Origin of the sequence: Thiomicrorhabdus aquaedulcis, assembly GCF_004001325.1 — a bacterium.
Taxonomy (GTDB): domain Bacteria; phylum Pseudomonadota; class Gammaproteobacteria; order Thiomicrospirales; family Thiomicrospiraceae; genus Thiomicrorhabdus; species Thiomicrorhabdus aquaedulcis.
Window position 1 is genome coordinate 312,324 of record NZ_AP018722.1, and the last position, 22,152, is coordinate 334,475.

Here is a 22,152-nt window from a genome sequence, read left to right on the forward strand (position 1 = left end):
CTTTTTTGTTGTATCTGGAGGCAACGCAATGAATCAACAAGTGTATTTAGTCGGTGGCGCAGTGCGGGATGCTCTGTTGGGAGTAGCTGTTTACGACCGTGACTGGGTGGTAGTGGGCTCAACCCCAGAGCAGATGTTGGCTCAAGGGTTTGTGCAGGTGGGCAAAGATTTTCCGGTTTTTTTGCACCCTAAAAGCCGTGAAGAATATGCTTTGGCGCGTACCGAACGTAAATCGGGGGTGGGGTATCATGGTTTTGACATAGCCGCCTCGCCCAATGTCACGTTAGAAGAAGATTTGCAACGCCGCGACTTAACCATAAACGCCATGGCGCAAGACGCGCAGGGTCACATTATTGACCCGTACGGCGGCCAGGCCGATTTAACCCAGCGGGTGTTGCGCCATGTGTCGGCCGCCTTTAGCGAAGATCCGTTGAGAGTATTACGAGTAGCGCGTTTTGCCGCTAAATTACAGCCGTTTGGTTTTACGATTCATCCCGATACCTTGGCGTTAATGCAGGCCATGGTACAAAGCTGCGAACTGGCGCATTTAACCCCCGAACGCGTCTGGCAAGAGGTGGTAAAAGCCTTAAGTTGCGATAAACCCAGTGTGTTTTTTAGCGTGTTACGTCAGGTCGGGGCGCTGGCGGTGTTGTTTCCGGAGCTTGAGCGTTTGTTTGCAGTGCCGCAACCGCCCCAACATCACCCCGAGGGCGATGCGGGCGTGCACACGTTAATGGTGTTGGATGCCGCTTGCGCGTTAAGCGATAGCTTAGAAGTGCGGTTTGGTGCGCTTATGCACGATTTAGGTAAGGGTGTTACGCCCGAGGCGCTTTGGCCAAAGCATCACGGTCATGAAGCCGCCGGCGTGCCCTTGGTAAGCGCCTTATGCGAACGCTATCGCGTGCCTAAAAAAATGCAAAGTTTTGCCGAAAAAGTCACCTTATGGCATGGAATTATTCACACTGCACTGGACCAACAAGGTGCGCCCTATTTAAAAGCCAAAACGGTTTTAAAAGTGCTTAAAGGTTGTGGGGCGTTAAAAGACCCCGAAGGCTTTAACAAGATACTCTTAGCGTGTGAGGCCGATGCCAAAGGGCGTACTGGGTTTGAACACATTGACTACAAACCCACCGCGTTTTGGTTGGGGGTGTTGGCGGCGGTAAGCCAGCTGAACAATCAAGAAATTTTAGCCCAAGGCTTGAGTGGTGCGGCCATTGGTGAGGCGATTGACGCCAAGCAGTTGCAATTGGCGCACGAATACATGAGCGCGATAACCGCTTAATTTATGCGCGTTAATAACGTTATTAATGTTTTTAACGCTTTGACCAGGCCTGGTCAACCTGATTTTTGGTTTGCAATTTTAAACACAAAAAAGCCGCGTTAACCCAGTTGGATTAACGCGGCTTTTAAAAGGTTTTAAAAGCTTTTTAAGGCTTCTAATTACAGCTTAGTTTGCTTAAAGCTAAACGCACCACGAATTTGCCCTAACTGGTAGTCAACGGCTTTATCAGTAGGATAATGTTCAGTAATTTTTTGTTTAACCGCCGCAGGTATCGCGGTGCCGTGGCAGGTTAAGCACACTTCGGCGGTGCCAACGGCTTTCATGTAACGGTAAGTGTCTTGGCCGTCTACTTTGACAATTTCAAATTTTTCTAAGGTTTTTACGTCTTTGCCCGCTGCCAATTCTTGGTCAAACCACTGCATGGTTTTGGTTTCCCACGCGTCAGGAGTCGCCGTAGCGCCGCGTGGTTTTAAGCTGACGCGGTTTACGTTCCAACCACTGCTTTGGCTTAAGTCGGCGGCAATTTTAGGCGCGACTTCGTGACACATGCCTACCGCATGCACCGGGCCGCCTTCTTTCATGGCTTTGCCCAGCGCGGGTTGTAACGTCTTACCAAACTCGCCAGCAATTGCGCGTGCTTCGGCCAATTTTGGGTCGGTGATTGGATCGGTGCTGGCAAACGCCGTTGCGCTTAACGTTAATGGCAGGACCAATGCGGCGCTTAATAATAGAGTCTTGTTCATGGTTATTTCCTTAATAATAAATTTTTATTAAATCTTATTTTTGCTTATGCTTATATAAGATTATTTTATACTTCGTAAATATAACATCTGCTTTCAGTTTAAACAACACTAAAAATTACAAGGTTTTTGGGGTGTGCAAATAAGCCCATTTGCCTTAAATATAAATGGTTTGCGGCCAAGGTTTTCATTAGAATGAGTGGTTCTAAAATGCCTTGGCAAAAGCTGGTTAAAGCCGAATCAAGGCGACTCAAGCCAACTAACGCTGGCTAAAGACTCAATTGGGAAAACGCATGCAAATTCAAAAACTATCACGCTTGTTTAAAAAGAGCCTTATCCCCTTACTTATTTTAGGTACGGCCATGGCCGCCTACGCTTATATGAAAGCCACTAAGCCCAAGCAAGCGCCGGTGGCCATGCAAGAAAAAACCTGGCAAGTTCATACCCTAAGCGCGCAATTTGAAAGCGCCGCACCGGTGCATACGTTATACGGTACGGTTGAATCGGCGTCGATGGTAAGTGCGGCCGCGCCCATTAGTGGTGTGGTTGAGCAGGTGCATGTTAAAACCGGCCAAGAGGTAAACGCCGGCGATGTGTTGGTGTCGATGGCCAGCGCCGATTTAAGCATTCCAGTACAACAAGCTCAAGCCGATGTGGCCGAGTTAAACGCGCAAATTAAACTGCAAAAATTGGCCGACACAGCCAACGTGCAGCGCTTAACGCACGAGAAAAATGTGTTAAAAATTAAGCAGCAGAGCGTGGCGAGGACTCAGCAATTGCTGGCCAAAGACTTGGTGTCGCGTTCAGCCTTAGACACCAATCAAGAGGCGTTAGTCAAGCAAGAGTACGCAGTGGTGGGCGCGCAGTTGGCGGTAGAAGAGAATCAATTAAAGGTAAATCAACTGGGTGCTAAATTACAAAAATCGCAAGCGGCTTTAGCGCAAGCGCGTTTAAATCAGCAGCGCGGCACGGTAGTAGCCCCTTATGCGGCGCGTGTTGCCAGTGTTGCGGCGGTCGCGGGTTCGCGGGTAAATGCCGGTGCCGAACTGGTGCGGTTTTACGCCTTTGACAGTTTAGAGTTACGCGCCAAATTGCCCCTAGACATGTTGGCGCACTATTACCAAGCGCAAGCGAAAAACCAATTCTTAAAGGCGCATTATCTGCAAGGTGAAGAGCGCATCGAACTGTCTTTAAGCCGCGTGGCGGGTGAGGCCAGCACCAGTGGCGTAGACGCGTTTTTTGCGCTTGCGCCAGGCATGCAACAGACCAGGCCTGGTGATTTGCTTGAGATTGGTTTGCAAGGCGTGCTGATGCATAACGTGATGAGCGTGCCGTTTAGCGCCATTTACGGCAGTGATAAAGTCTATGTGGTTGAAAACGAACGTTTGGTGTCTAAAACCGTCGAAATGATGGGCTCTGTTGTGCGTGACGGTAAGTTGTGGGCGTTGATTAAGCCAAGTTTTGCGGCTGGCTCAAAGGTCTGCATTACCCACTTACCCAATGCGGTGTCGGGGCTTAAAGTAACCGAGGTGGTGTTATGAAAGACGCTGAGCGCTCGTTAACGCCAGGCGATGCGGACATTATTATTCCCGAAAAGCCGTTTAAATCAAACGGCGTAATTGGGTTTTTTGCCCGTCATAAAGTCGCGCCCAATTTGCTGATGGTGATTATGTTGCTGTTGGGTGTGGTGGCGTTGTTTAAATTGAATGTGCAGTTTTTTCCTAATTTTGAACTCGATTACGCCACGGTTAAAGTGGTTTGGCCGGGTGCCAATGCCGAAGACATCGAAACCAGTGTGACCGAGCCGATTGAGCGGGTTTTACGCAATATCAATAATTTGGATGAGATTACCTCTACCTCGGCGCTGGGGTTGTCGTCTATTTCGCTTAAATTTAACGAAGGCACCGACATGATTGAGGCGCTCGATCAGGTCAATCAACGGGTAAGCGAGCTGCGAAATTTGCCGCAAGATATTGAACAGCCTGTGGTAGAACGTTTGGTGCGCTATGAGCCGGTAGCACGCATTTTGGTGGTGTCTGAGAAGGGCGATTTAAACGAATTACGCACCCAGGCTCGGCAGTTTGAGCGTGAGTTGTTGGATCGTGGGATTGATAAAATTGCTTTTACCGGTTTGCCGGCCGAAGAGTTGGCCATTGAGCTGTCGCAATCGCAGTTAGAAATTAGTCAGCTGTCGCTCGAAGGTGTGGCCAGTCAAATTGCCAATATGAGCCGAGACTTTCCCGCCGGTTCGGTGGGGCGTGACGACAGTGTGCGTGATTTGCGTGCGCTGGAGCAAAAGCGCACCGAGGTCGATTTTAATCAACTTTCGTTGGTGGCCAACGACGCCGAAAAGGTGTTGTTGGGCGATGTGGCCAATATTGAACGCCGTCCGGTAAAAGATGCGCCGTTTATAAGGGTGGGTGGACATGCGGCGGTGGAGATGTTGCTGCAACGAGCCGAAAACGGCGACACCTTAAAAGCCTCTAAAATTATGAATGAATGGCTGCTGGACACCCAACCTAATTTACCCCAAGGCACCCGTTTGCAGGTGTACGATGAAACCTGGGCGTTGGTAAACGAGCGCATTATGCTGTTGGTTAATAACGGCGTGGGTGGGCTGATTTTGGTGGTGCTCATTTTGTATATTTTTATGCACGGCCGAGTGGCTTTTTGGGTGGCGGTGGGCATTCCGGTGTCGTTTATGGCCACTTTAATGATTATTTATTTGGCCGGTGGCAGCATAAACATGATTAGTTTGTTTGGGCTGATTATGGCGTTGGGTATTATTGTGGACGATGCCATTGTGGTGGGCGAAGACGCTTTAGCCCACCACGAACGCGGTGAGTCACACTTACAGGCCGCAGAAGGCGGAGCGCATCGAATGTTAGGGCCAGTAACAGCATCATCGCTAACCACGGTAGCGGCATTTTTGCCGCTGATGCTGATTGGCGGTGAGATTGGTAATATTTTATTTGCCATTCCATTGGTGATTATTGCAGTAATTTTTGCCTCGTTAATCGAAAGTTTTACCATTTTGCCCGGGCATTTACGCTATGCCTTAGCTGGGGTAGAAAAAGCCAAACCCGGCTCTATTCGTTATCTGCTTGATTCTAATATTGACCATTTTAGACATCATCAATTTAGACAGGTCATACGCTGGGTGCTAAACAATCGCGCCATTACGTTAATGACCACCTTGGCGTTAATGATTTTTGTGATAGGTCTGCTGGCCGGTGGTCGATTGGGGTTTGTGTTTTTTCCGTCGCCCGATTCGGCTAAGTTAAACGCCGATGCACGGTTTGTGTCGGGTACTACGTCCGAACAGTCGGCGCAGTATGTTGAACAATTGTATCAAGCACTTTTAGACACCGAGCAGGCTTTGGAACCGGGGATTTTAAAAGTCGCGGTGTTGCACTTTAATAAAACCAGTACACAAACGGGTGCTAATTTTGGGGGTATTAACATTGAATTGGTCGAACCCGATCAACGCGCCACGCGCAACGCCGAATTTATAAAAGTATGGCAAGAAAAAGCCGGAAATATGCCAGGCTTGGACGTGTTAACCATTGAAGCACCGCGCTCCGGTCCACCGGGCAGTGACATTGATGTGCGGTTGTCGGGCGCCGAACCGATGAAACTAAAACAGGCCTCGTTAGATTTGCAAGGGGTGTTAACCCAAATTGCCGGTGTGAGCAGTGTGCGCGATGACTTGCCGTTTGGTCGTGAGCAGTTGGTGTATGAGTTAACCAGCCAGGGTCATGCTATGGGCTTTACCACGTTGTCGTTAGGTCGCCAATTATCTGATGCATTTTCGGGGCGTTTGGTGCAAATTTTTACCGACGCCGAGGACGAAGTTGAAGTGCGCGTGCAATATTCACGCGCCGAGCAAAATACATTGGGTACGTTAAACGCCATGCAAGTCACCGCCCCTGATGGTCGAAGAGTCGCGTTGAGTTCGGTGGCCAGTTGGTCGAGTAAAAGTGGTTTTGATGTCATGCGTCATGTGGATGGCCAGTTGGCGGTAACGGTGATTGGTGAGGTGGATAAAAATGTTAATAACGCCAACTTAATATTAGACGAGCTAAAACGCTCTACCTTGCCTGACCTGGCACAACGTTATGGCTTGCAATACAGTTTAGAGGGGCAAAATAAACGCCAGGCCGAAACCATGGCCGACATGAAAATGGGCTTAATGATTGGTTTAGCGATGATTTACATTGTGTTGGCGTGGGTGTTTGGCTCGTACGGCTGGCCGCTGGTGGTGATGATGGCCATTCCCTTTGGACTTGTAGGCGCTATTTTGGGTCATTGGTGGATGGGATTGGATATGACGATTTTGTCCTTGTTTGGCTTTTTTGGTCTGTCGGGCATTGTGGTCAATGATTCCATTATTTTAGTCAGTTTTTATAAGCAGTTACGCGCTTCGGGCTTGTCGGTTAACCAAGCGTTAGAAGAGGCCGCTGTTCAGCGAGTTAGGGCGGTTTTGCTCACGTCGCTTACCACGATTGCTGGTTTAACGCCTTTGTTGTTTGAAACATCGCTGCAGGCGCAGTTTTTAATTCCGATGGCCACGGCGATTGCGTTTGGCTTGATGTTTTCTACTTTATTGATTTTGTTGGTTATTCCCGCGTTGTTATCGGTGTATGAACGAGGGTTTGAGCGCTATTTTAAAAAACCGCCCAGTTCAGTACAAAGTCCAGTTGTTTTATAAGGGTATGCGTAAAACTTAGGTGATTGATTTTTTTATAATTTTTACTGATTTTGCCCGATAGCCGCGCAAATAGAGTGTTTGCGATAAATAAGAAAACTTGATGATTTGATGGTTTTAAGAGAGAATAATCGTCCCAAATTATATTATGGTGCGGGTTTGTGTGTAAAATTTAACCCGTAAAACGGTTTGTTTAAGCGCAATAAGCATCGTAAAAACCGAATTTTTTATAAAAATTGAGGAAGTTGTATGACAACTCGTAGAGAACTAGCAAACGCTATCCGTGCCTTAAGTATGGATGCTGTACAAAAAGCAAACTCAGGACATCCAGGCGCGCCTATGGGCATGGCAGACATCGCTGAAGTTTTGTGGAACAGCCACATGAAGTACAATCCAACCAATGCAAAATGGGCCGATCGCGACCGTTTTGTGTTGTCTAATGGACACGGTTCAATGTTGATTTACTCACTATTGCACCTAACCGGCTTTGAGTTGGGCATGGAAGATCTTAAGCAGTTCCGTCAATTACACGCTAAGACAGCCGGTCACCCAGAATACGGGTATGCCGATGGAATTGAAACCACTACGGGTCCTTTAGGGCAAGGTTTTACCAATGCTGTGGGTATGGCGATTGCTGAGCGCACGCTGGCCGCACACTTTAACCGTCCTGAGCATAACGTTGTTGATCACAATACCTACGTCTTTATGGGCGATGGTTGCTTAATGGAAGGTCTTTCTCACGAAGCGGGTGCTATGGCCGGTGCGTTGGGCTTGGGCAAATTAATTGCATTTTGGGATGACAACGATATCTCTATCGACGGTCACATTGGTGATTGGATGGAGCGTGATGTAGCTGGTCGTTTTGATTCTTACAATTGGCACGTAGTGCGTAATGTAGACGGTCACGATGCCGAAGCGATTAATAAAGCCATTTTGGAAGCCAAAGCGGTAACCGATAAGCCTTCGTTAATTTGTACCCGTACCATCATCGGTTTTGGTTCGCCAAACCTATGCGGTTCACACGATTGCCATGGCGCACCGTTAGGTGACAAAGAAATCGCCGCAGCACGTGAATTTTTAAACTGGCCGCATGCGCCGTTTGTGATTCCTGAAAACATTTACGCAGGTTGGGATCATAAAGCCGCTGGTGCGAGCGAAGAAGCTGAGTGGAACACTCGTTTTGCAGCGTATGAAGCCGAATACCCAGAATTAGCATCTGAATTTAAACGTCGTATGGCCGGTGAGTTGCCTGCTAACTTTGCAGTAGAAATGGATAAGTTTATTTCTCATACGCAAGAGCAAATGCCAAACATCGCTTCGCGTAAAGCGTCACAAAACGCCATTGAAGCAATGGGGCCATTGTTGCCTGAAATGTTTGGTGGCTCGGCTGACTTAACCGGTTCTAACCTAACCAACTGGTCTGGAACGGTTAAAGTAAATCACGATAACGCCAACGGTAACTACCTGTCGTGGGGTGTGCGTGAATTTGGTATGGCACACATGATGAACGGTATGGTGTTGCACGGTGGTTTTAAAGTCTACGGCGCCACCTTCTTTATGTTTATGGAGTTTATGCGTAACGCGTTGCGTATGTCTGCGTTGATGAAAATCGGCACAATTTATGTGTACACTCACGACTCTATTGGTTTGGGTGAAGACGGTCCTACGCATCAGCCGGTTGAACAATTGGCCACCATGCGCGTGATTCCAAACTTCCAAACTTGGCGTGGTTGTGACGCTATTGAGTCGGCAGTTTCTTGGAAAATGGCGATGCTACGCGGCAATGCGCCCACTGCATTGGTGTTTTCGCGTCAAAACCTAACGCCTATGGCGCGTACGGCTGAACAAGTTAAAAACATCGAAAAAGGTGGTTATGTATTAAAAGATTGTGCTGGCACGCCTGACATTATCTTTATTTCTACCGGTTCTGAAATTGGTTTAACCGTACTAGCGGCGGACGCAATGGATGCAAACGTTCGCGTCGTGTCGATGCCTTGCCCTGAAGCGTATGATACGCAAGATCAAGCGTATAAAGATTCGGTACTTATTCCTGGCGTTAAGCGCGTGGCGATTGAAGCCGGTGTGGCCGATTGCTGGTACAAGTACGTTGGTTTAGAAGGTGGCACTGTGTGCATGTCTACCTTTGGTGAATCGGCTCCCGCAGGCGAACTGTTTAAAGAGTTTGGCTTTACTGTTGAAAACGTGGTGGCAACCGCTAACCGTGTTTTAGGCAAGTAATCGTATAAATTCGTAAAATGAATTAATAGATTATTTTATTGGTTTTTATAAATTAACCAGGCCTGGTAAACCAGCAGGCCTGGTTAGTGTTTGTCTTTAAAAAGGCAAACCGTTAATCAGGAGTTAAAAATGACAATTAAAGTAGGTATCAACGGTTTTGGTCGTATCGGTCGTATGGCGTTCCGCGCGGCGGCAAAAGATTTTAAAAACATCGAAATCGTCGCCATTAACGATTTACTAGATCCAGAATATTTGGCATACATGCTTAAGTACGATTCAGTTCACGGACGTTTTGACGGTGAAGTGTCGGTAAAAGACGGTAACCTAATTGTTAACGGTAAGACCATTCGTATTACCGCCGAGCGCAACCCAGCAGACCTAAAGTGGGGCGATGTGGGCGCAGACTTAATCATTGAATGTACTGGTTTCTTCTTAACTGAAGAGTCTTGCCAGGCGCACATTGAAGCGGGTGCTAAAAAAGTAGTGCAATCTGCACCTTCTAAAGACCATACTCCAATGTTTGTATACGGTGTTAACCACAACGAATACAAAGGTGAGGCGATTGTTTCAGCCGCTTCTTGCACCACTAACGGTTTGGCACCTGTGGCTAAAGTGTTAAACGACAATTTTGGTATTAAGCGTGGTTTGATGACCACTGTTCACGCAGCAACCGCTACCCAAAAAACCGTTGACGGTCCATCTTCAAAAGATTGGCGCGGTGGTCGTGGTATTTTAGAAAATATCATCCCATCATCAACCGGTGCTGCCAAAGCCGTTGGCGTTGTATTGCCTGCACTTAACGGCAAATTAACGGGTATGGCGTTCCGTGTACCTACTTCTGACGTTTCTGTAGTCGATTTAACGGTTGAGTTGAATACCCCTGCTACCTACGCTGAAATTTGTGCGGCGATGAAAGCGGCTTCTGAAGGCGAAATGAAAGGCGTGTTGGGTTATACCGATGAAGCCAACGTTTCTACCGATTTCCGTGGTGATTCACGTCCGTCAATTTTTGACGCTAACGCAGGTATCGCATTAGATTCTACGTTTGTTAAAGTAGTCGCTTGGTATGACAATGAATACGGTTATACCTGTAATATGATGCGTGTTGTAGAGCACGTGGGTAAATAATTTTTAGCTATTAAATAGTTAAAACACCCTGTTTTCAAAGACTGTGTAAGCAGTCTTTGAAATAATTTTTGGTTTAGACGTTTGTCACGCTCTTTTAAATGTGTAATGCAAAAAATGAACCTTTAAACCAAAATTTATTTGCTTTAAATTAGCCTTAAATCCCCCGTTATTTTCGATTTCGAAACTAACTTTTAACCTAAAAAGAGGACTCACTATGTCTGTTATTAAGATGTCTGATCTAGATTTGGCTGGAAAACGTGTATTAATTCGTCAAGACCTAAACGTACCAGTTAAAGACGGTAAAGTAACTTCAGATGCACGTATTCGCGCTTCATTGCCGACCATTAAAATGGCGGCAGAGGCTGGCGCTAAGGTTATGCTAATGTCTCATTTGGGACGTCCAAACGAAGGTGAATATTCAGACGAGTCTTCATTAGCACCGGTAGCGGCAGATTTATCGGTCAAATTAGGCAAAGAAGTCCGTTTAATTAAAGATTATTTAAGCGGTGGTTTTGATGTAGCTGACGGTGAAGTGGTGTTACTAGAAAACGTACGTTTTAACGTGGGTGAAGGTAAAAACACAGAAGAACTTTCAAAACAATACGCGGCATTGTGTGACGTATATGTTATGGATGCATTTGGCACGGCACACCGCGCACAAGCGTCAACGCATGGTGCAGGTGCATTTGCTGACGCGGCGTGCGCTGGACCTTTATTAGCGGCCGAGTTGGATGCATTAGGCAAAGCCTTAAACAACCCAGCCCGTCCTTTGGTTGCTATTGTGGGTGGTTCTAAAGTCTCCACTAAGCTAACTGTACTAGAGTCGTTGTCTGAAAAAGTAGATCAGTTGGTTGTGGGCGGCGGTATTGCCAACACGTTTATCGAAGCGGCCGGTTACAACGTAGGTCGTTCTTTGTCTGAATCGGATTTGTTGGATACGTGCAAAAAGTTAAACGAGATTATGGAAAAACGCGGAGCCGCAATTCCTTTAGCCACGGATGTTGTATGCGGCAAAGAGTTTTCTGAAACAGCGGTTGCACAAACTAAAAATGTATCAGAAGTTCTTAATGACGATATGATTTTTGACATTGGCCCTAATACAGCGGCTGAATTAGCAAAAATTATTAAAAACGCCGGTACTGTTGTATGGAATGGTCCAGTAGGTGTATTTGAGTTTGATCAGTTTGGTGGTGGTACAAAAGCCATTGCTATGGCGATTGCAGAATCTAATGCATTCTCTATTGCGGGGGGTGGCGACACCTTGGCCGCTATTGATAAGTACGGCATTGAAGATAAAGTGTCTTACATTTCTACTGGTGGTGGAGCGTTCTTAGAGTTTTTAGAAGGCAAAAAATTGCCAGCAGTTGAAATGCTAGAAGAAGCCGCTAAAAAAGCTAAGTAAGATTTAAAAACGATTTGACCAGGCCTGGTTAAATGACCAGGCCTGGTTTCATTTTAATGTCATTTAAAGTCTGTACATTATTTTATGTTCAATGTTATTGAACGGCGTTCTGAATGAGGATGACTCGGTAAGTAAATTGTTTGATACCACAGCCAACGGATTTGGCTGTCTGGATTGGATAAATTTATTTTGCGAGACATCTTTTTTAGAATTTTGCACAGCTTAATTTATTAAGGATTTATACAGTTATGTTTAATGGTTTAAGAAGAACAAAGATTGTCGCCACTCTAGGGCCGGCTACCGATCGCGAAGGCGAAATGGAAAAAATGATTATCGCGGGTGTTGATGTCGTGCGAATCAATATGTCGCACGGCAGTCCAGAAGAGCATAAATTACGCGTACAAAATGTACGCGAACTAGCCGAAAAACTGGATCGTCAAGTCGGTGTATTAGTCGATCTTCAGGGGCCTAAAATTCGCATTGGTCGCTTCTCAGAAAATAAGATTATTTTAGCCGACGGTGATAAGTTCTCACTTGATAATAATGTGGGAAAAAACGACGGTAACCAGCGCGAAGTCGGTCTAACCTATAAAAACCTACCCTATGACGTGAAGTCTGGCCACCGTCTATTACTGGACGATGGTCGCTTGGTGTTTGAAGTAAATGACGTTGTCGGTGAGCGTGTTAACTGCACCGTAATTGTCGGTGGTGTTTTGTCTAACAATAAAGGTATTAACTTACAAGGTGGTGGCTTGTCTGCTGCAGCGTTGACCGATAAGGACAAAGAAGACATTATTACCGCCGCTGAAATGAACGCCGATTATTTGGCATTGTCGTTCCCGCGTTCGGCAGAAGACGTAGAATATTGCCGCTCACTGGCCGTAAAAGCCGGTTTAAATTGCAGTATTGTATCTAAAATTGAACGTGCAGAAGCCGTTGCCGATGACGCGACATTAGACGGAATTATTTTGGCCTCTGATGTCATTATGATTGCACGTGGCGATTTGGGTGTTGAAGTAGGCGATGCTCAATTGCCTGCCCTGCAAAAGAAAATGATTAAGCGTGCGCGCCAGCTAAATCGCGTCACCATTACCGCAACCCAAATGATGGAAACGATGATAGACAACGCTATCCCAACGCGTGCCGAAGTCTTTGACGTGGCCAACGCAGTTATGGACGGTTCGGATGCGGTGATGTTGTCTGGCGAAACCGCTACGGGCAAATCACCCAGTTTAGTGATTGAAACCATGGGGCGTATTTGTCGCGAAGCTGAAAAATCACGCACGTCGCGCGAGTCTACTCACCGTATTGATGAATCGTTTACCGCTGTGGACGAAACCATTGCGATGGCGACCATGTATGCAGCCAACCATTTTGGTGTTAAATGCATCGCGGCCTTAACCGAATCGGGTAATACACCCTTGTTAATGTCACGTATTAGTTCAGGCATGCCCATTATTGCCTTAACACCGCATTTGGCAACGCGTCGTAAAGTAACGTTGTATCGTGGTGTCTATCCTTCATCGGTCGATTACACCGGCTTGGATGACGCGCAGATTCAGGCGTCTATCATTGAAAAAATCAAAGCTTTTGGCATTGCTGAAGTGGGTGATTTGATTGTACTTACGCGCGGTGAATCTCGCGGCGCTATGGGCGGTACAAATCGCATGGAAATTGTAAAAGTATTGTAACTTCCGGGAATTTATGTATTAAGCTTTTTAAAAGCTTGTTAAAATAACGTAATTCTTTTTTTAAACTCAATATAGAGGAGTCTCGCACATGGCGATGATTACACTTCGTGAATTAATGGACTACGCAGCAGAACACAGTTTTGGTATGCCTGCGTTTAACGTAAACAACATGGAACAGGTTCGTGCAATTATGCGCGCTGCTGCCGCTGTTGACTCTCCAGTAATCCTTCAGGGTTCTGCTGGTGCGCGTAAGTACGCGGGTGAGCCCATGCTACGTCATATGATTGCTGCGGCAGTTGAAATGTACCCTAACGTTCCAGTGGTTATGCACCAAGATCACGGTTCGGATGTAGGCGTATGTTTACGCGCTATTCAATCTGGTTTTACCTCTGTGATGATGGACGGTTCTTTGATGGCCGACATGAAAACTCCAGCGTCTTATGAGTACAATGCAGGCATTACTGCAGAAGTGGTTAAGATTGCCCACGCAGGCGGTGTGTCTGTTGAAGGTGAGCTTGGGTGCTTGGGTTCTTTAGAAACCGGTATGATGGGTGAAGAAGACGGTCACGGTTCTGATCAAAAAATGGATCATTCTGCGTTGTTGACTGACCCAGAAGAAGCGGCACAATTTGTTAAAGACACCAATGTTGACTGTTTAGCGGTTGCGGTTGGAACGTCTCACGGCGCGTACAAGTTTACGTCTAAGCCTTCGGATGACGTGCTTAAGATTGACCAAATCAAAAAAATCCATGAGCGTATTCCTACGACTCACCTTGTAATGCACGGTTCTTCTTCTGTTCCAGAAGAGTGGTTAGACATTATCAACAACTACGGTGGTGACATGGGGCAAACTTACGGCGTTCCAGTTGAAGCGATTGTAGAAGGGATTAAATACGGTGTACGTAAAGTTAACATAGATACCGACCTACGTATGGCGTCTACTGGTGCAATTCGTAAGCATTTAGCTGAAAACACGTCTAACTTTGACCCACGTAAGTTCTATAACGCGGCTGAAAATGCGATGATGGAAATTTGTAAAGCACGTTTTGAAGCGTTTGGTTGTGCGGGCCACGGTTCAAAAATTAAGCCTTTAGGAATTGAAGTTATGCAAGCGCGTTACGCTGCGGGTGCATTGGATCAGAAGGTTAGATAATAACCGCTGATGCTGACCAAAAAAGCCCGATTTATTCGGGCTTTTTTGATTACGTTGGCATTGAATATTTTTTTTAGAAATGCCCAAAACTTAGTTTTAGGGCATTTTTTTTGTCAGGAGAAGCCTGTGTGTTTAGTTATATTAGCCGGAATGCTTATTTTGTTTTATGCGTTTTATGGCCAGGTTGAGAGTTATCAATTGGTGGAAATAATAGATGGTTTGGCGACACCCGCTGGGGATGGGTGGGAGATTTTATGGACATTGTGGCCAATATTAGGCTTTGTATTTTTGCTGGGCGTGCTAACGGTTCTACTGGCTTTAAAAGTATGGATGCCGCCGCGTGGATGAGTTTTCTAAGTAAAAAAACAACTACACCTTGGTTTGCATTGAATTGTCTTGATGACTGAGTAGTTCTATAAGTTTTGGGCTTAGCATAACAGGCGTTTGGCTGGGGTTGAAGGCAACGGAAAATATTGGGTAATGGGTGAACTGCGCTAAGCCTTGCGAAAAATCACCGGGTTGCAAATGGTTTACAACAATGGCCAGCAAGGATAAACCACTGGCTTCAATGGCTTCAACGGTCAGTAACGTATGATTAATGCACCCAAGCTGATTACCAACAACTAAAATAATGGGGTAACCCAATCGCATCGCCAAATTTTTATTAAAACCATCGCTCGCCATGGGCGAGTAAAATCCACCGGCACCTTCTATCAAGGCAAAATGATTATTGGGAACCGAACAGGCCTGGTATAAGTCATTAATGGTGATGTTAAGTCCCGCGTGAGCAAGGGCTAAATGCGGCGAGATGGCGGGTTCAAGAGTATAACGACCTATGACATCTAAAGGTTCCAAACTCTTGGCCGCGCATTGTAGAGCGAGCGCATCGGTTGAAAGCAAATCGCCGTTAAGTTGACGAACGCAACCCGAGGCGATGGGTTTGCGAGGCGCTACCGTAATGCCGTGCGCCACTAATGTGGCGGCCAGGCAGGCACTTATATAGGTTTTGCCCACGTCGGTGTCGGTGCCGGTTATAAAACAACCAGGCCTGGTTAAGTGCGTTTGACTTAACCAGGCCTGGTTGTTGTCTGTGGGCGTATTTGTCACGCTATAACATCACAAGTTTTCGGTTAGGCGCGCTTGCGCTTCGTGGTATTTTTCAAGCGTTTTAAGCACAATCTCTTCGGGTAAAGCCGGGCCGGTGGCGGGGTTTTTATCCCAATCTAAGGTTTCTAAGTAGTCACGAATAAACTGTTTGTCAAAACTCGGTGGGTTTTTACCTACTTTATAGCTGGCGGCGGGCCAAAAGCGTGAGCTGTCTGGCGTAAGGGCTTCGTCAATTAAATGAATCACGCCGTTTTCATCTTCGCCAAATTCAAACTTGGTGTCGGCAATAATAATGCCGCGTTGCAAAGCAAATTCAGCCGCTGCAGTGTATAGCTTTATGCTGATATCACGCACTTTGTCTGATTTTTCTTGACCCATAATGGTCACCAACTCATCAAAGCTGATGTTCTCATCGTGTTGGCCAACGGCCGCTTTGGTGGAAGGGGTAAACAAAGGTTCAGGCAGTTTTTGCGATTTTTCAAGTCCGGCTGGCAGTGGAATGCCGCACACACTTTGCGATTTTTTGTACTCTTTCCAACCCGAACCAGCTAAATAACCGCGAACAATCGCCTCGACCGGTAAGGGTTTGAGTTTACGCACAATCATGCCGCGACCGTCCAACTGTTTAAGTTCATCGGCGGTTAAATAGTCGGCCAAGTTCATGTCGGGCGCTAATTGATTGGGGACGATGTCTTGGGTTTTTTTCATCCAAAATTGTGCCGTATCGGCCAAAATTCTTCCCTTGCCAGGAATGGGTGTTGGCAAAATGGCGTCAAACGCTGAGATGCGATCGGTGGTGACAATTAATAGGTGCGACTCATCAATGTCATAAATGTCACGAACTTTACCCTTATTAATTAAAGGTAAGCTTGTTAAATGCGATTCGTAAAGTGGTTGCATTAAGATATTCCTGTGTCTCGTAATTCGTTTTTCAGAGTGTTAAAGCTGTATGCAGACTAGTCTGTTATTCGGCGTCTTTTGTTGTATGGATAATTTATGTGGCCATATCGAAGTATGAGAGTTGCAATCGTAATTAAGGTGATGGTTCCACCAACCGCAATCATTTCCCACTCACTCATCTCTTTCATATCTAAAATTAACAATCGGGCAAGTGCCACAATCGCAATGTAAAGGGGTAGGCGTATTGGTAGTTTACCGGATTCCAAATAGATAGCGACCATCGCTAATACTTCAAGGTATAAAAATAATAGCAGTAAATCACCTAAGGTTACCATTCGTGCGTTAATCATGTGCATGACTTCAATGTAACCGGCAAAAAGGGTTGCCAAAGCAATGATAACCAATCCTACGTACTCAGCGTAATGAATACCTTTAGACAGATAAATTTCGCGTTTTGGTCTAACAACTACTTTTCTATATTGTTGATAATTAGTGGCACCACCACTTTGGCGACGTTCTATTGGTTGATTTTCATCCATGATTTTAGTCCCTAAACTGAGCTTAAAGCTTGTGGTGGAGCGTAATAACCTACAAAAAACAAATTAGATGCTATTGTCGTATTCAATTTTTTGCCCATTTTATAGGATACTGTTAAAATGCACGAATTAATTTTTCAAAAATTTCTATAAGGAACATTAGCATGGCTAAGCAACAAAACTGGATTGCCCCTTCGATTTTATCAGCAGATTTCGCTCAATTGGGTAAAGATGTTAAAGATGTGTTAACCGCTGGAGCGGACATTGTTCACTTTGACGTTATGGACAATCACTATGTGCCTAATTTAACCATTGGGCCGTTGGTGTGCGAGTCGTTAAAAAAGTTTATGGTTCGTGAAGGATTAAGCGCGCCGATTGATGTGCATTTAATGGTTAAGCCTGTCGACCGTTTAATTGGTGACTTTGCCAGTGCCGGTGCTGACATTATTACCTTTCACCCCGAAGCGTCAGAGCACATTGACCGTTCACTGCAGTTAATTAAAGCCGCAGGCTGTAAAGCCGGTTTGGTGTTTAACCCAGGTACGTCGTTAAGCTATCTTGAACACGTGATGGATAAAATTGATATGATTTTGATTATGTCGGTTAATCCCGGGTTTGGCGGCCAGGCATTTATTCCCCAAGCACTTGAAAAATTGCGTGCCGCACGCAAATTGATTGACGAGTCTGGTCGTGAGATTCGTTTGGAAATTGACGGTGGCGTAAAAGCCGACAACATCGCAGAAGTGGCCGCAGCCGGTTGCGACACATTTGTATCGGGTTCTGGCTTGTTTGGTAATGTTAATCCAAACGATCCAAACCGTTACGACACCATTATTAAACAGATGCGTGCTGAACTTGCAAAAGTGTAAACACTGATCTTGTTTTTTCTAAAAACGCCGGCGGCTTATAGGGCGCTGGCGTTTTGTTATTTTATGACAAAGCACATAACAGCAAAGTACGCTCACGATTGAGTGGTTCAAACGCAAAGGAAGCCTTAGTGGAAAAGTTAAAACCGGGATTTGTGTTGTTTGATTTAGACGGCACGCTTGTCGACAGCGTACCCGATTTGGCGTATTGCGTGGATGAGATGATGGCGCAACTTGATATGCCAGTGCGCGGCGAAGATGCGGTGCGTAATTGGGTGGGCAACGGAGTGCAGCGTTTAGTAGAACGCGCCCTTGTTAATGCGGTAGAAGGCATGCCCGATGCTGATTTAATGGCTAAAGCCTATCCTATTTTTTTAGAGTTGTATAAACACAACACGTCACAGCGCAGTTGTGTGTACGACGGAGTAGTGGAAGGCATTGAGTGGCTTATTGCCAACGATTACCGTGTGGCATGTGTCACCAATAAAGCCGAGGCCTTTACCATTCCGTTATTAAAAGACAAAGGCTTGCACGATTACTTTGAAGTGATTGTCAGTGGTGACACTTGTGCCGAGAAAAAACCCAGCCCAATGCCGTTGTTGCATGCGGCACAACAGTTGGGTGTTGCGCCCGAAAACGCCTTAATGGTGGGCGATTCTAAATCGGACGTGTTGGCTGCACGCGCCGCTGGGTTTCACATTTTTTGTATGCCTTATGGCTACAACCACGGTGAAGACATTCGCAACTACCACCCAGATGTCATTATGGAATCGATGGTGGAATTGGCCGATTATTTAGACGCTAAGTCTTGATTTAAACTGCGTTGTTGAACCATGTTAAGCATAAACGACCAGGCCTGGTCGTTTGTGTTTTTGGTTTTTGAATGCAATCATTATTAAATAAAAACCTTAGAAATTTATAATCACACTGTTTTACTCAGAGACCTTTGCACATGCGTTTTATTAAAGCATTGTTATTAGAAATTTTTAGACCCATAGTGTGTTCTGTGGCCGGCATTAGCCGTGCCATTGCGTTTAAACGACTTGAACACCGTGCGGCCAAGCCGCTCAAGACTATCAAGGCAGACCCCAATGAATAATGCACATTTTGCCAATTTAGCCCAGCAAGGGTATCGCCGTGCTCCGGTCATGCGCACGGTTCTGTCCGATTACGATACGCCCTTGAGCGTTTACCATAAGTTGGCCAATGGCGCGTATTCGTATCTGTTTGAGTCGGTACAAGGCGGCGATAAATGGGGCCGTTACTCTATTATTGGTTTGCCTTGCCATACCCGTATTCAAATTTGCGGCCAGCATATTAAAGAGTTTGTAGGCGGGTCGGTGGTGCAACATCAAGTGGTCGATGACCCATTGGCGTGGGTTGAAGCCTATCAGGCCACTTTTAAAGTCTATCCGCAACCAGGCCTGCCCAAGTTTACCGGCGGTTTAGTGGGGTACTTTGGCTACGACACCATTCGCTATGTAGAAGCGCGTTTAAAAAACACCGCACCGCAACAGGATAATATTGGCGCGCCCGATATTGAACTGTTGGTGTCCGAAGAGTTGGTGGTGTTTGATAACCTAAGCGGTCAGGTGCACGTGATTGTGCACGCCGATTTAAGCCAAGCAAACGCCTATGACTTGGCGCAAACTCGCTTGGATGAGCTGGCCAAACAGTTGAGCTTGCCTATGGCGGTGCCTGCTGACCAACCCAGCGGTCGCACCCTAACCGAAGCCGATTTTAAATCGAGTTTTGGCGAGTCGGAGTTTAAAGCGGCGGTTGAAAAGGTTCAGCAATACATTTTGGCTGGGGACGCCATGCAAGTGGTTATTTCACAGCAAATGTCGGTGGCGTACAGCGAAAGCCCCATGGATTTATACCGCGCTTTGCGTTATTTAAACCCGTCGCCTTATATGTTTTATTTAAACCTGAATGAGTTGTTTATTGTCGGTTCATCGCCCGAAATTTTGGTGCGTCTAGAAGATCAGCAAGTCACCGTGCGCCCTATTGCCGGCACGCGCCGTCGCGGGGCTACCGTTGAGTTGGATGTGGCGTTAGAGCACGAATTGCTCAACGATCCTAAAGAAGTCGCAGAGCATTTAATGTTGATTGATTTGGGGCGCAATGACGTGGGGCGCATCGCCCAAATTGGCTCGGTGGCGTTAACGGAAAAAATGGTGGTCGAGCGGTATTCGCACGTCATGCACATTGTCTCTAACGTCAACGGCGTGGTTAAGCCGGGCATGAGCGCCATGGATGTGTTGCGGGCGACGTTTCCGGCCGGTACAGTGTCGGGTGCGCCCAAAATTAGAGCCATGGAAATTATTGATGAACTTGAGCCGGTTAAGCGCGGAATTTATGCCGGAGCGGTTGGCTATTTGGGTTGGCATGGCAATATGGATACCGCCATTGCGATTCGCACCGCGGTGATTAAAGACGGTACCTTGTTTGTGCAAGCCGGAGCAGGCATCGTGGCCGATTCGGTGCCGCAAATGGAGTGGGATGAAACCATGAACAAAGGGCGTGCTATTTTTAGCGCGGCGCAGTTTGTGACCGAAGGCTTGCAAACCACTAATCCACACGCTACAACTCAAACACACCAACCTAAACATAAAACATAAATAACCCAAACACACATAAGCGTAACGCTTGCTGAGGCTTTTACATGCTGTTAATGATTGATAATTACGACTCTTTTACCTTTAATTTGGTGCAGTATTTTGGCGAGCTTGGTCAGCAGGTTGAGGTCTATCGCAACGATCAAATTACCCTTGAAACCATTCAGACCCTTAATCCCGACTATTTGGTGATTTCCCCCGGGCCGTGTACGCCCAGCGAAGCAGGGATTTCGGTGGCGGCGATTCAGCATTTTGCTGGCAAAATTCCTATTATGGGCGTGTGTTTAGGTCATCAAGGCATTGGTCAGGCGTTTGGTGCAAAAATTGTGCGCGCCAAGCAGGTTATGCACGGTAAAACCTCGCCGGTGTACCATCACAATGTCGGCATGTTTAAAGACTTGCCCAATCCGGTAGAAACCACGCGTTACCATTCGTTGGTGATTGAACAGGCCTCATTGCCCGAGTGTTTAGAAATCACCGCGTGGACGCAAGATGCCAACGGTCAGCTCGATGAGATTATGGGGGTGCGCCATAAAACCCTCGCCATTGAAGGGGTGCAGTTTCATCCTGAGTCGATTTTGACCGAACAAGGTCACAAAATGTTGCAAAACTTTTTAGAACAACATCAATCGCAACCCCACGTTTTGGAGCAGGTATGAACTTAACCGTTGCCCTAGAGCAAATCTTGGCCAAAGACGATTTGCACGCCGACCAGATGGAATCGGTCATGCAAAAATTAATGTCGGGACAAGCCAGCGAAGCGCAAATTGCGGCTATTTTAGTGGCGTTACGCATGAAAGGCGAAAGCTTGGATGAGCTCACGGCGGCCGTAAAAGTCATGCGTTCTTTGGCGCATGGCGTGCATGTAAAGCAAACCGCGCATTTGGTGGACACCTGCGGTACTGGGGGGGATGGCGCCAATACCTTTAACATTTCGACCGCCAGTGCTTTTGTTGTGGCCGCCGCGGGTGGCACGGTCGCCAAGCACGGCAACCGTTCTATTTCGAGTAAATCGGGCAGCGCCGATGTGTTAGAGGCCGCCGGAGTTGATTTAAGTTTGACGCCCGAGCAAGTGGCGCATTGCATTGATTCGGTTGGGGTGGGATTTATGTTTGCCCCCGCGCATCATGGCGCGATGAAGCACGTTATTGGCACGCGAAAAGCGCTGGGTGTGCGCACCATTTTTAATTTATTAGGGCCGCTGACCAATCCGGCTAACGCGCCGTTTCAGGTGATTGGTGTATACGACAAGTCGCTCACGACGGTGTTTGCGACGGTGCTGCAACGCTTGGGTTCGGCGCATGTGATGGTGGTGCATTCGCAAGACGGCTTGGACGAAATCAGCGTTGCCGCTAAAACCTGGGTGGCTGAATTAAAACACGGTCAAATTCACGAATGGCAAATTGATCCGGCCGACTACGACATGGATCACGCCAGTTTAGACAGTTTGTCGGTGAGTTCGGCGCAGGACAGCTTAAATATTATTAAAGCGGTGTTTGCCAATAACGACGGTGCAGCCAAAGACATTGTGTGTTTAAACGCGGGTGCTGCCATTTATGTAGCCGGACTAGAACCCAGCTACGCGCAAGGCGTGGCGCGCGCACGAAAAGTCTTGGCCGACGGCTTGGTGTTACAAAAACTCAATCAATTTATAGAACAAACGCAAACGTTTAAAGCGGTGTAATGTAAGCCGACTTGCTATTGCAAACCCTCTTTTAACCAGGCCTGGTTAGTTTAAAATTTTAAACATTTAAACCTACCAGGCCTGGTCAATTCATTTTAA

19 protein-coding genes are annotated in these 22,152 nt (G+C 46.6%); 15 read left to right on the forward strand and 4 right to left on the reverse strand.

All coding sequences use genetic code 11. From position 1 onward, the window contains the following. Positions 1–28: 28 nt before the first annotated feature. Positions 29–1,282 carry a multifunctional CCA addition/repair protein gene (locus EP181_RS01285; RefSeq protein ID WP_127470052.1) on the forward strand — a complete coding sequence of 418 codons (1,254 nt, stop codon included), beginning with the start codon at positions 29–31 and terminating at the stop codon, positions 1,280–1,282. Between the two features lie 158 nt (positions 1,283–1,440). On the opposite strand, the gene EP181_RS01290 is transcribed toward EP181_RS01285, so the two are convergent. Next, the gene (locus tag EP181_RS01290; protein ID WP_127470053.1) at positions 1,441–2,025 is read right to left on the reverse strand and encodes a Tll0287-like domain-containing protein; all 585 of its coding nucleotides are present in this window, start codon (positions 2,023–2,025) and stop codon (positions 1,441–1,443) included. A 290-nt stretch (positions 2,026–2,315) separates the two neighbouring features. On the opposite strand from EP181_RS01290, the gene EP181_RS01295 reads away from it, so the two are divergent. The 8 genes from EP181_RS01295 (at position 2,316) to EP181_RS01330 (ending at position 14,690) form a co-directional block, all read left to right on the forward strand. Next, positions 2,316–3,563, forward strand: coding sequence for an efflux RND transporter periplasmic adaptor subunit (locus EP181_RS01295; protein ID WP_127470054.1), 1,248 nt, complete (start codon positions 2,316–2,318; stop codon positions 3,561–3,563). Then, positions 3,560–6,733: an efflux RND transporter permease subunit gene (locus EP181_RS01300; RefSeq protein ID WP_127470055.1), complete on the forward strand. Its 3,174-nt coding sequence runs from the start codon at positions 3,560–3,562 to the stop codon at positions 6,731–6,733. The genes EP181_RS01295 and EP181_RS01300 overlap by 4 nt, the downstream gene beginning before the upstream one ends. A 246-nt stretch (positions 6,734–6,979) precedes the next feature. Further along, a complete protein-coding gene (gene tkt, locus EP181_RS01305; RefSeq protein WP_127470056.1) occupies positions 6,980–8,968 on the forward strand; it encodes a transketolase in 1,989 nt (662 codons plus the stop codon). A gap of 129 nt (positions 8,969–9,097) precedes the next feature. Then, complete coding sequence (gap, locus tag EP181_RS01310; protein ID WP_127470057.1) at positions 9,098–10,096, forward strand: type I glyceraldehyde-3-phosphate dehydrogenase; 999 nt, start codon at positions 9,098–9,100, stop codon at positions 10,094–10,096. Positions 10,097–10,310: 214 nt separating this feature from the next. Continuing rightward, positions 10,311–11,498, forward strand: coding sequence for a phosphoglycerate kinase (locus EP181_RS01315; RefSeq protein WP_127470058.1), 1,188 nt, complete (start codon positions 10,311–10,313; stop codon positions 11,496–11,498). Between the two features lie 248 nt (positions 11,499–11,746). Next, positions 11,747–13,189: a pyruvate kinase gene (pyk, locus tag EP181_RS01320; RefSeq protein ID WP_127470059.1), complete on the forward strand. Its 1,443-nt coding sequence runs from the start codon at positions 11,747–11,749 to the stop codon at positions 13,187–13,189. An 88-nt stretch (positions 13,190–13,277) separates the two neighbouring features. Beyond that, positions 13,278–14,342, forward strand: coding sequence for a class II fructose-bisphosphate aldolase (fba, locus tag EP181_RS01325; RefSeq protein ID WP_127470060.1), 1,065 nt, complete (start codon positions 13,278–13,280; stop codon positions 14,340–14,342). 126 nt (positions 14,343–14,468) lie between these two features. Beyond that, a complete protein-coding gene (locus EP181_RS01330) occupies positions 14,469–14,690 on the forward strand; it encodes a hypothetical protein (RefSeq protein ID WP_127470061.1) in 222 nt (73 codons plus the stop codon). A 21-nt stretch (positions 14,691–14,711) separates the two neighbouring features. On the opposite strand, the gene bioD is transcribed toward EP181_RS01330, so the two are convergent. Genes bioD through EP181_RS01345 form a run of 3 tightly spaced genes read right to left on the reverse strand, consistent with a single transcriptional unit; the run spans position 14,712 to position 16,888 of the window. Continuing rightward, a complete protein-coding gene (gene bioD, locus EP181_RS01335; protein ID WP_127470062.1) occupies positions 14,712–15,449 on the reverse strand; it encodes a dethiobiotin synthase in 738 nt (245 codons plus the stop codon). Between the two features lie 9 nt (positions 15,450–15,458). Continuing rightward, positions 15,459–16,349, reverse strand: coding sequence for a phosphoribosylaminoimidazolesuccinocarboxamide synthase (locus EP181_RS01340; protein WP_127470063.1), 891 nt, complete (start codon positions 16,347–16,349; stop codon positions 15,459–15,461). A gap of 56 nt (positions 16,350–16,405) precedes the next feature. Further along, a complete protein-coding gene (locus EP181_RS01345) occupies positions 16,406–16,888 on the reverse strand; it encodes a phosphate-starvation-inducible protein PsiE (RefSeq protein WP_127470064.1) in 483 nt (160 codons plus the stop codon). Between the two features lie 161 nt (positions 16,889–17,049). On the opposite strand from EP181_RS01345, the gene rpe reads away from it, so the two are divergent. The 6 genes from rpe (at position 17,050) to trpD (ending at position 22,053) form a co-directional block, all read left to right on the forward strand. Beyond that, the gene (gene rpe, locus EP181_RS01350; RefSeq protein WP_127470065.1) at positions 17,050–17,754 is read left to right on the forward strand and encodes a ribulose-phosphate 3-epimerase; all 705 of its coding nucleotides are present in this window, start codon (positions 17,050–17,052) and stop codon (positions 17,752–17,754) included. 128 nt (positions 17,755–17,882) lie between these two features. Continuing rightward, positions 17,883–18,563, forward strand: a complete 681-nt coding sequence (locus EP181_RS01355) for a phosphoglycolate phosphatase (protein WP_127470066.1) — start codon at positions 17,883–17,885, stop codon at positions 18,561–18,563. Positions 18,564–18,703: 140 nt separating this feature from the next. After that, on the forward strand, positions 18,704–18,850 hold the full coding sequence (locus EP181_RS11855) for a hypothetical protein (RefSeq protein WP_172959658.1): 147 nt from the start codon (positions 18,704–18,706) through the stop codon (positions 18,848–18,850). Continuing rightward, positions 18,843–20,372 carry an anthranilate synthase component I gene (trpE, locus tag EP181_RS01360; RefSeq protein WP_127470067.1) on the forward strand — a complete coding sequence of 510 codons (1,530 nt, stop codon included), beginning with the start codon at positions 18,843–18,845 and terminating at the stop codon, positions 20,370–20,372. The genes EP181_RS11855 and trpE overlap by 8 nt, the downstream gene beginning before the upstream one ends. Before the next feature lie 44 nt (positions 20,373–20,416). Then, on the forward strand, positions 20,417–21,028 hold the full coding sequence (locus tag EP181_RS01365; protein WP_127470068.1) for an anthranilate synthase component II: 612 nt from the start codon (positions 20,417–20,419) through the stop codon (positions 21,026–21,028). Further along, positions 21,025–22,053, forward strand: a complete 1,029-nt coding sequence (gene trpD, locus EP181_RS01370; protein WP_127470069.1) for an anthranilate phosphoribosyltransferase — start codon at positions 21,025–21,027, stop codon at positions 22,051–22,053. Before EP181_RS01365 ends, trpD begins: the two co-directional genes overlap by 4 nt. Positions 22,054–22,152: the final 99 nt, after the last annotated feature.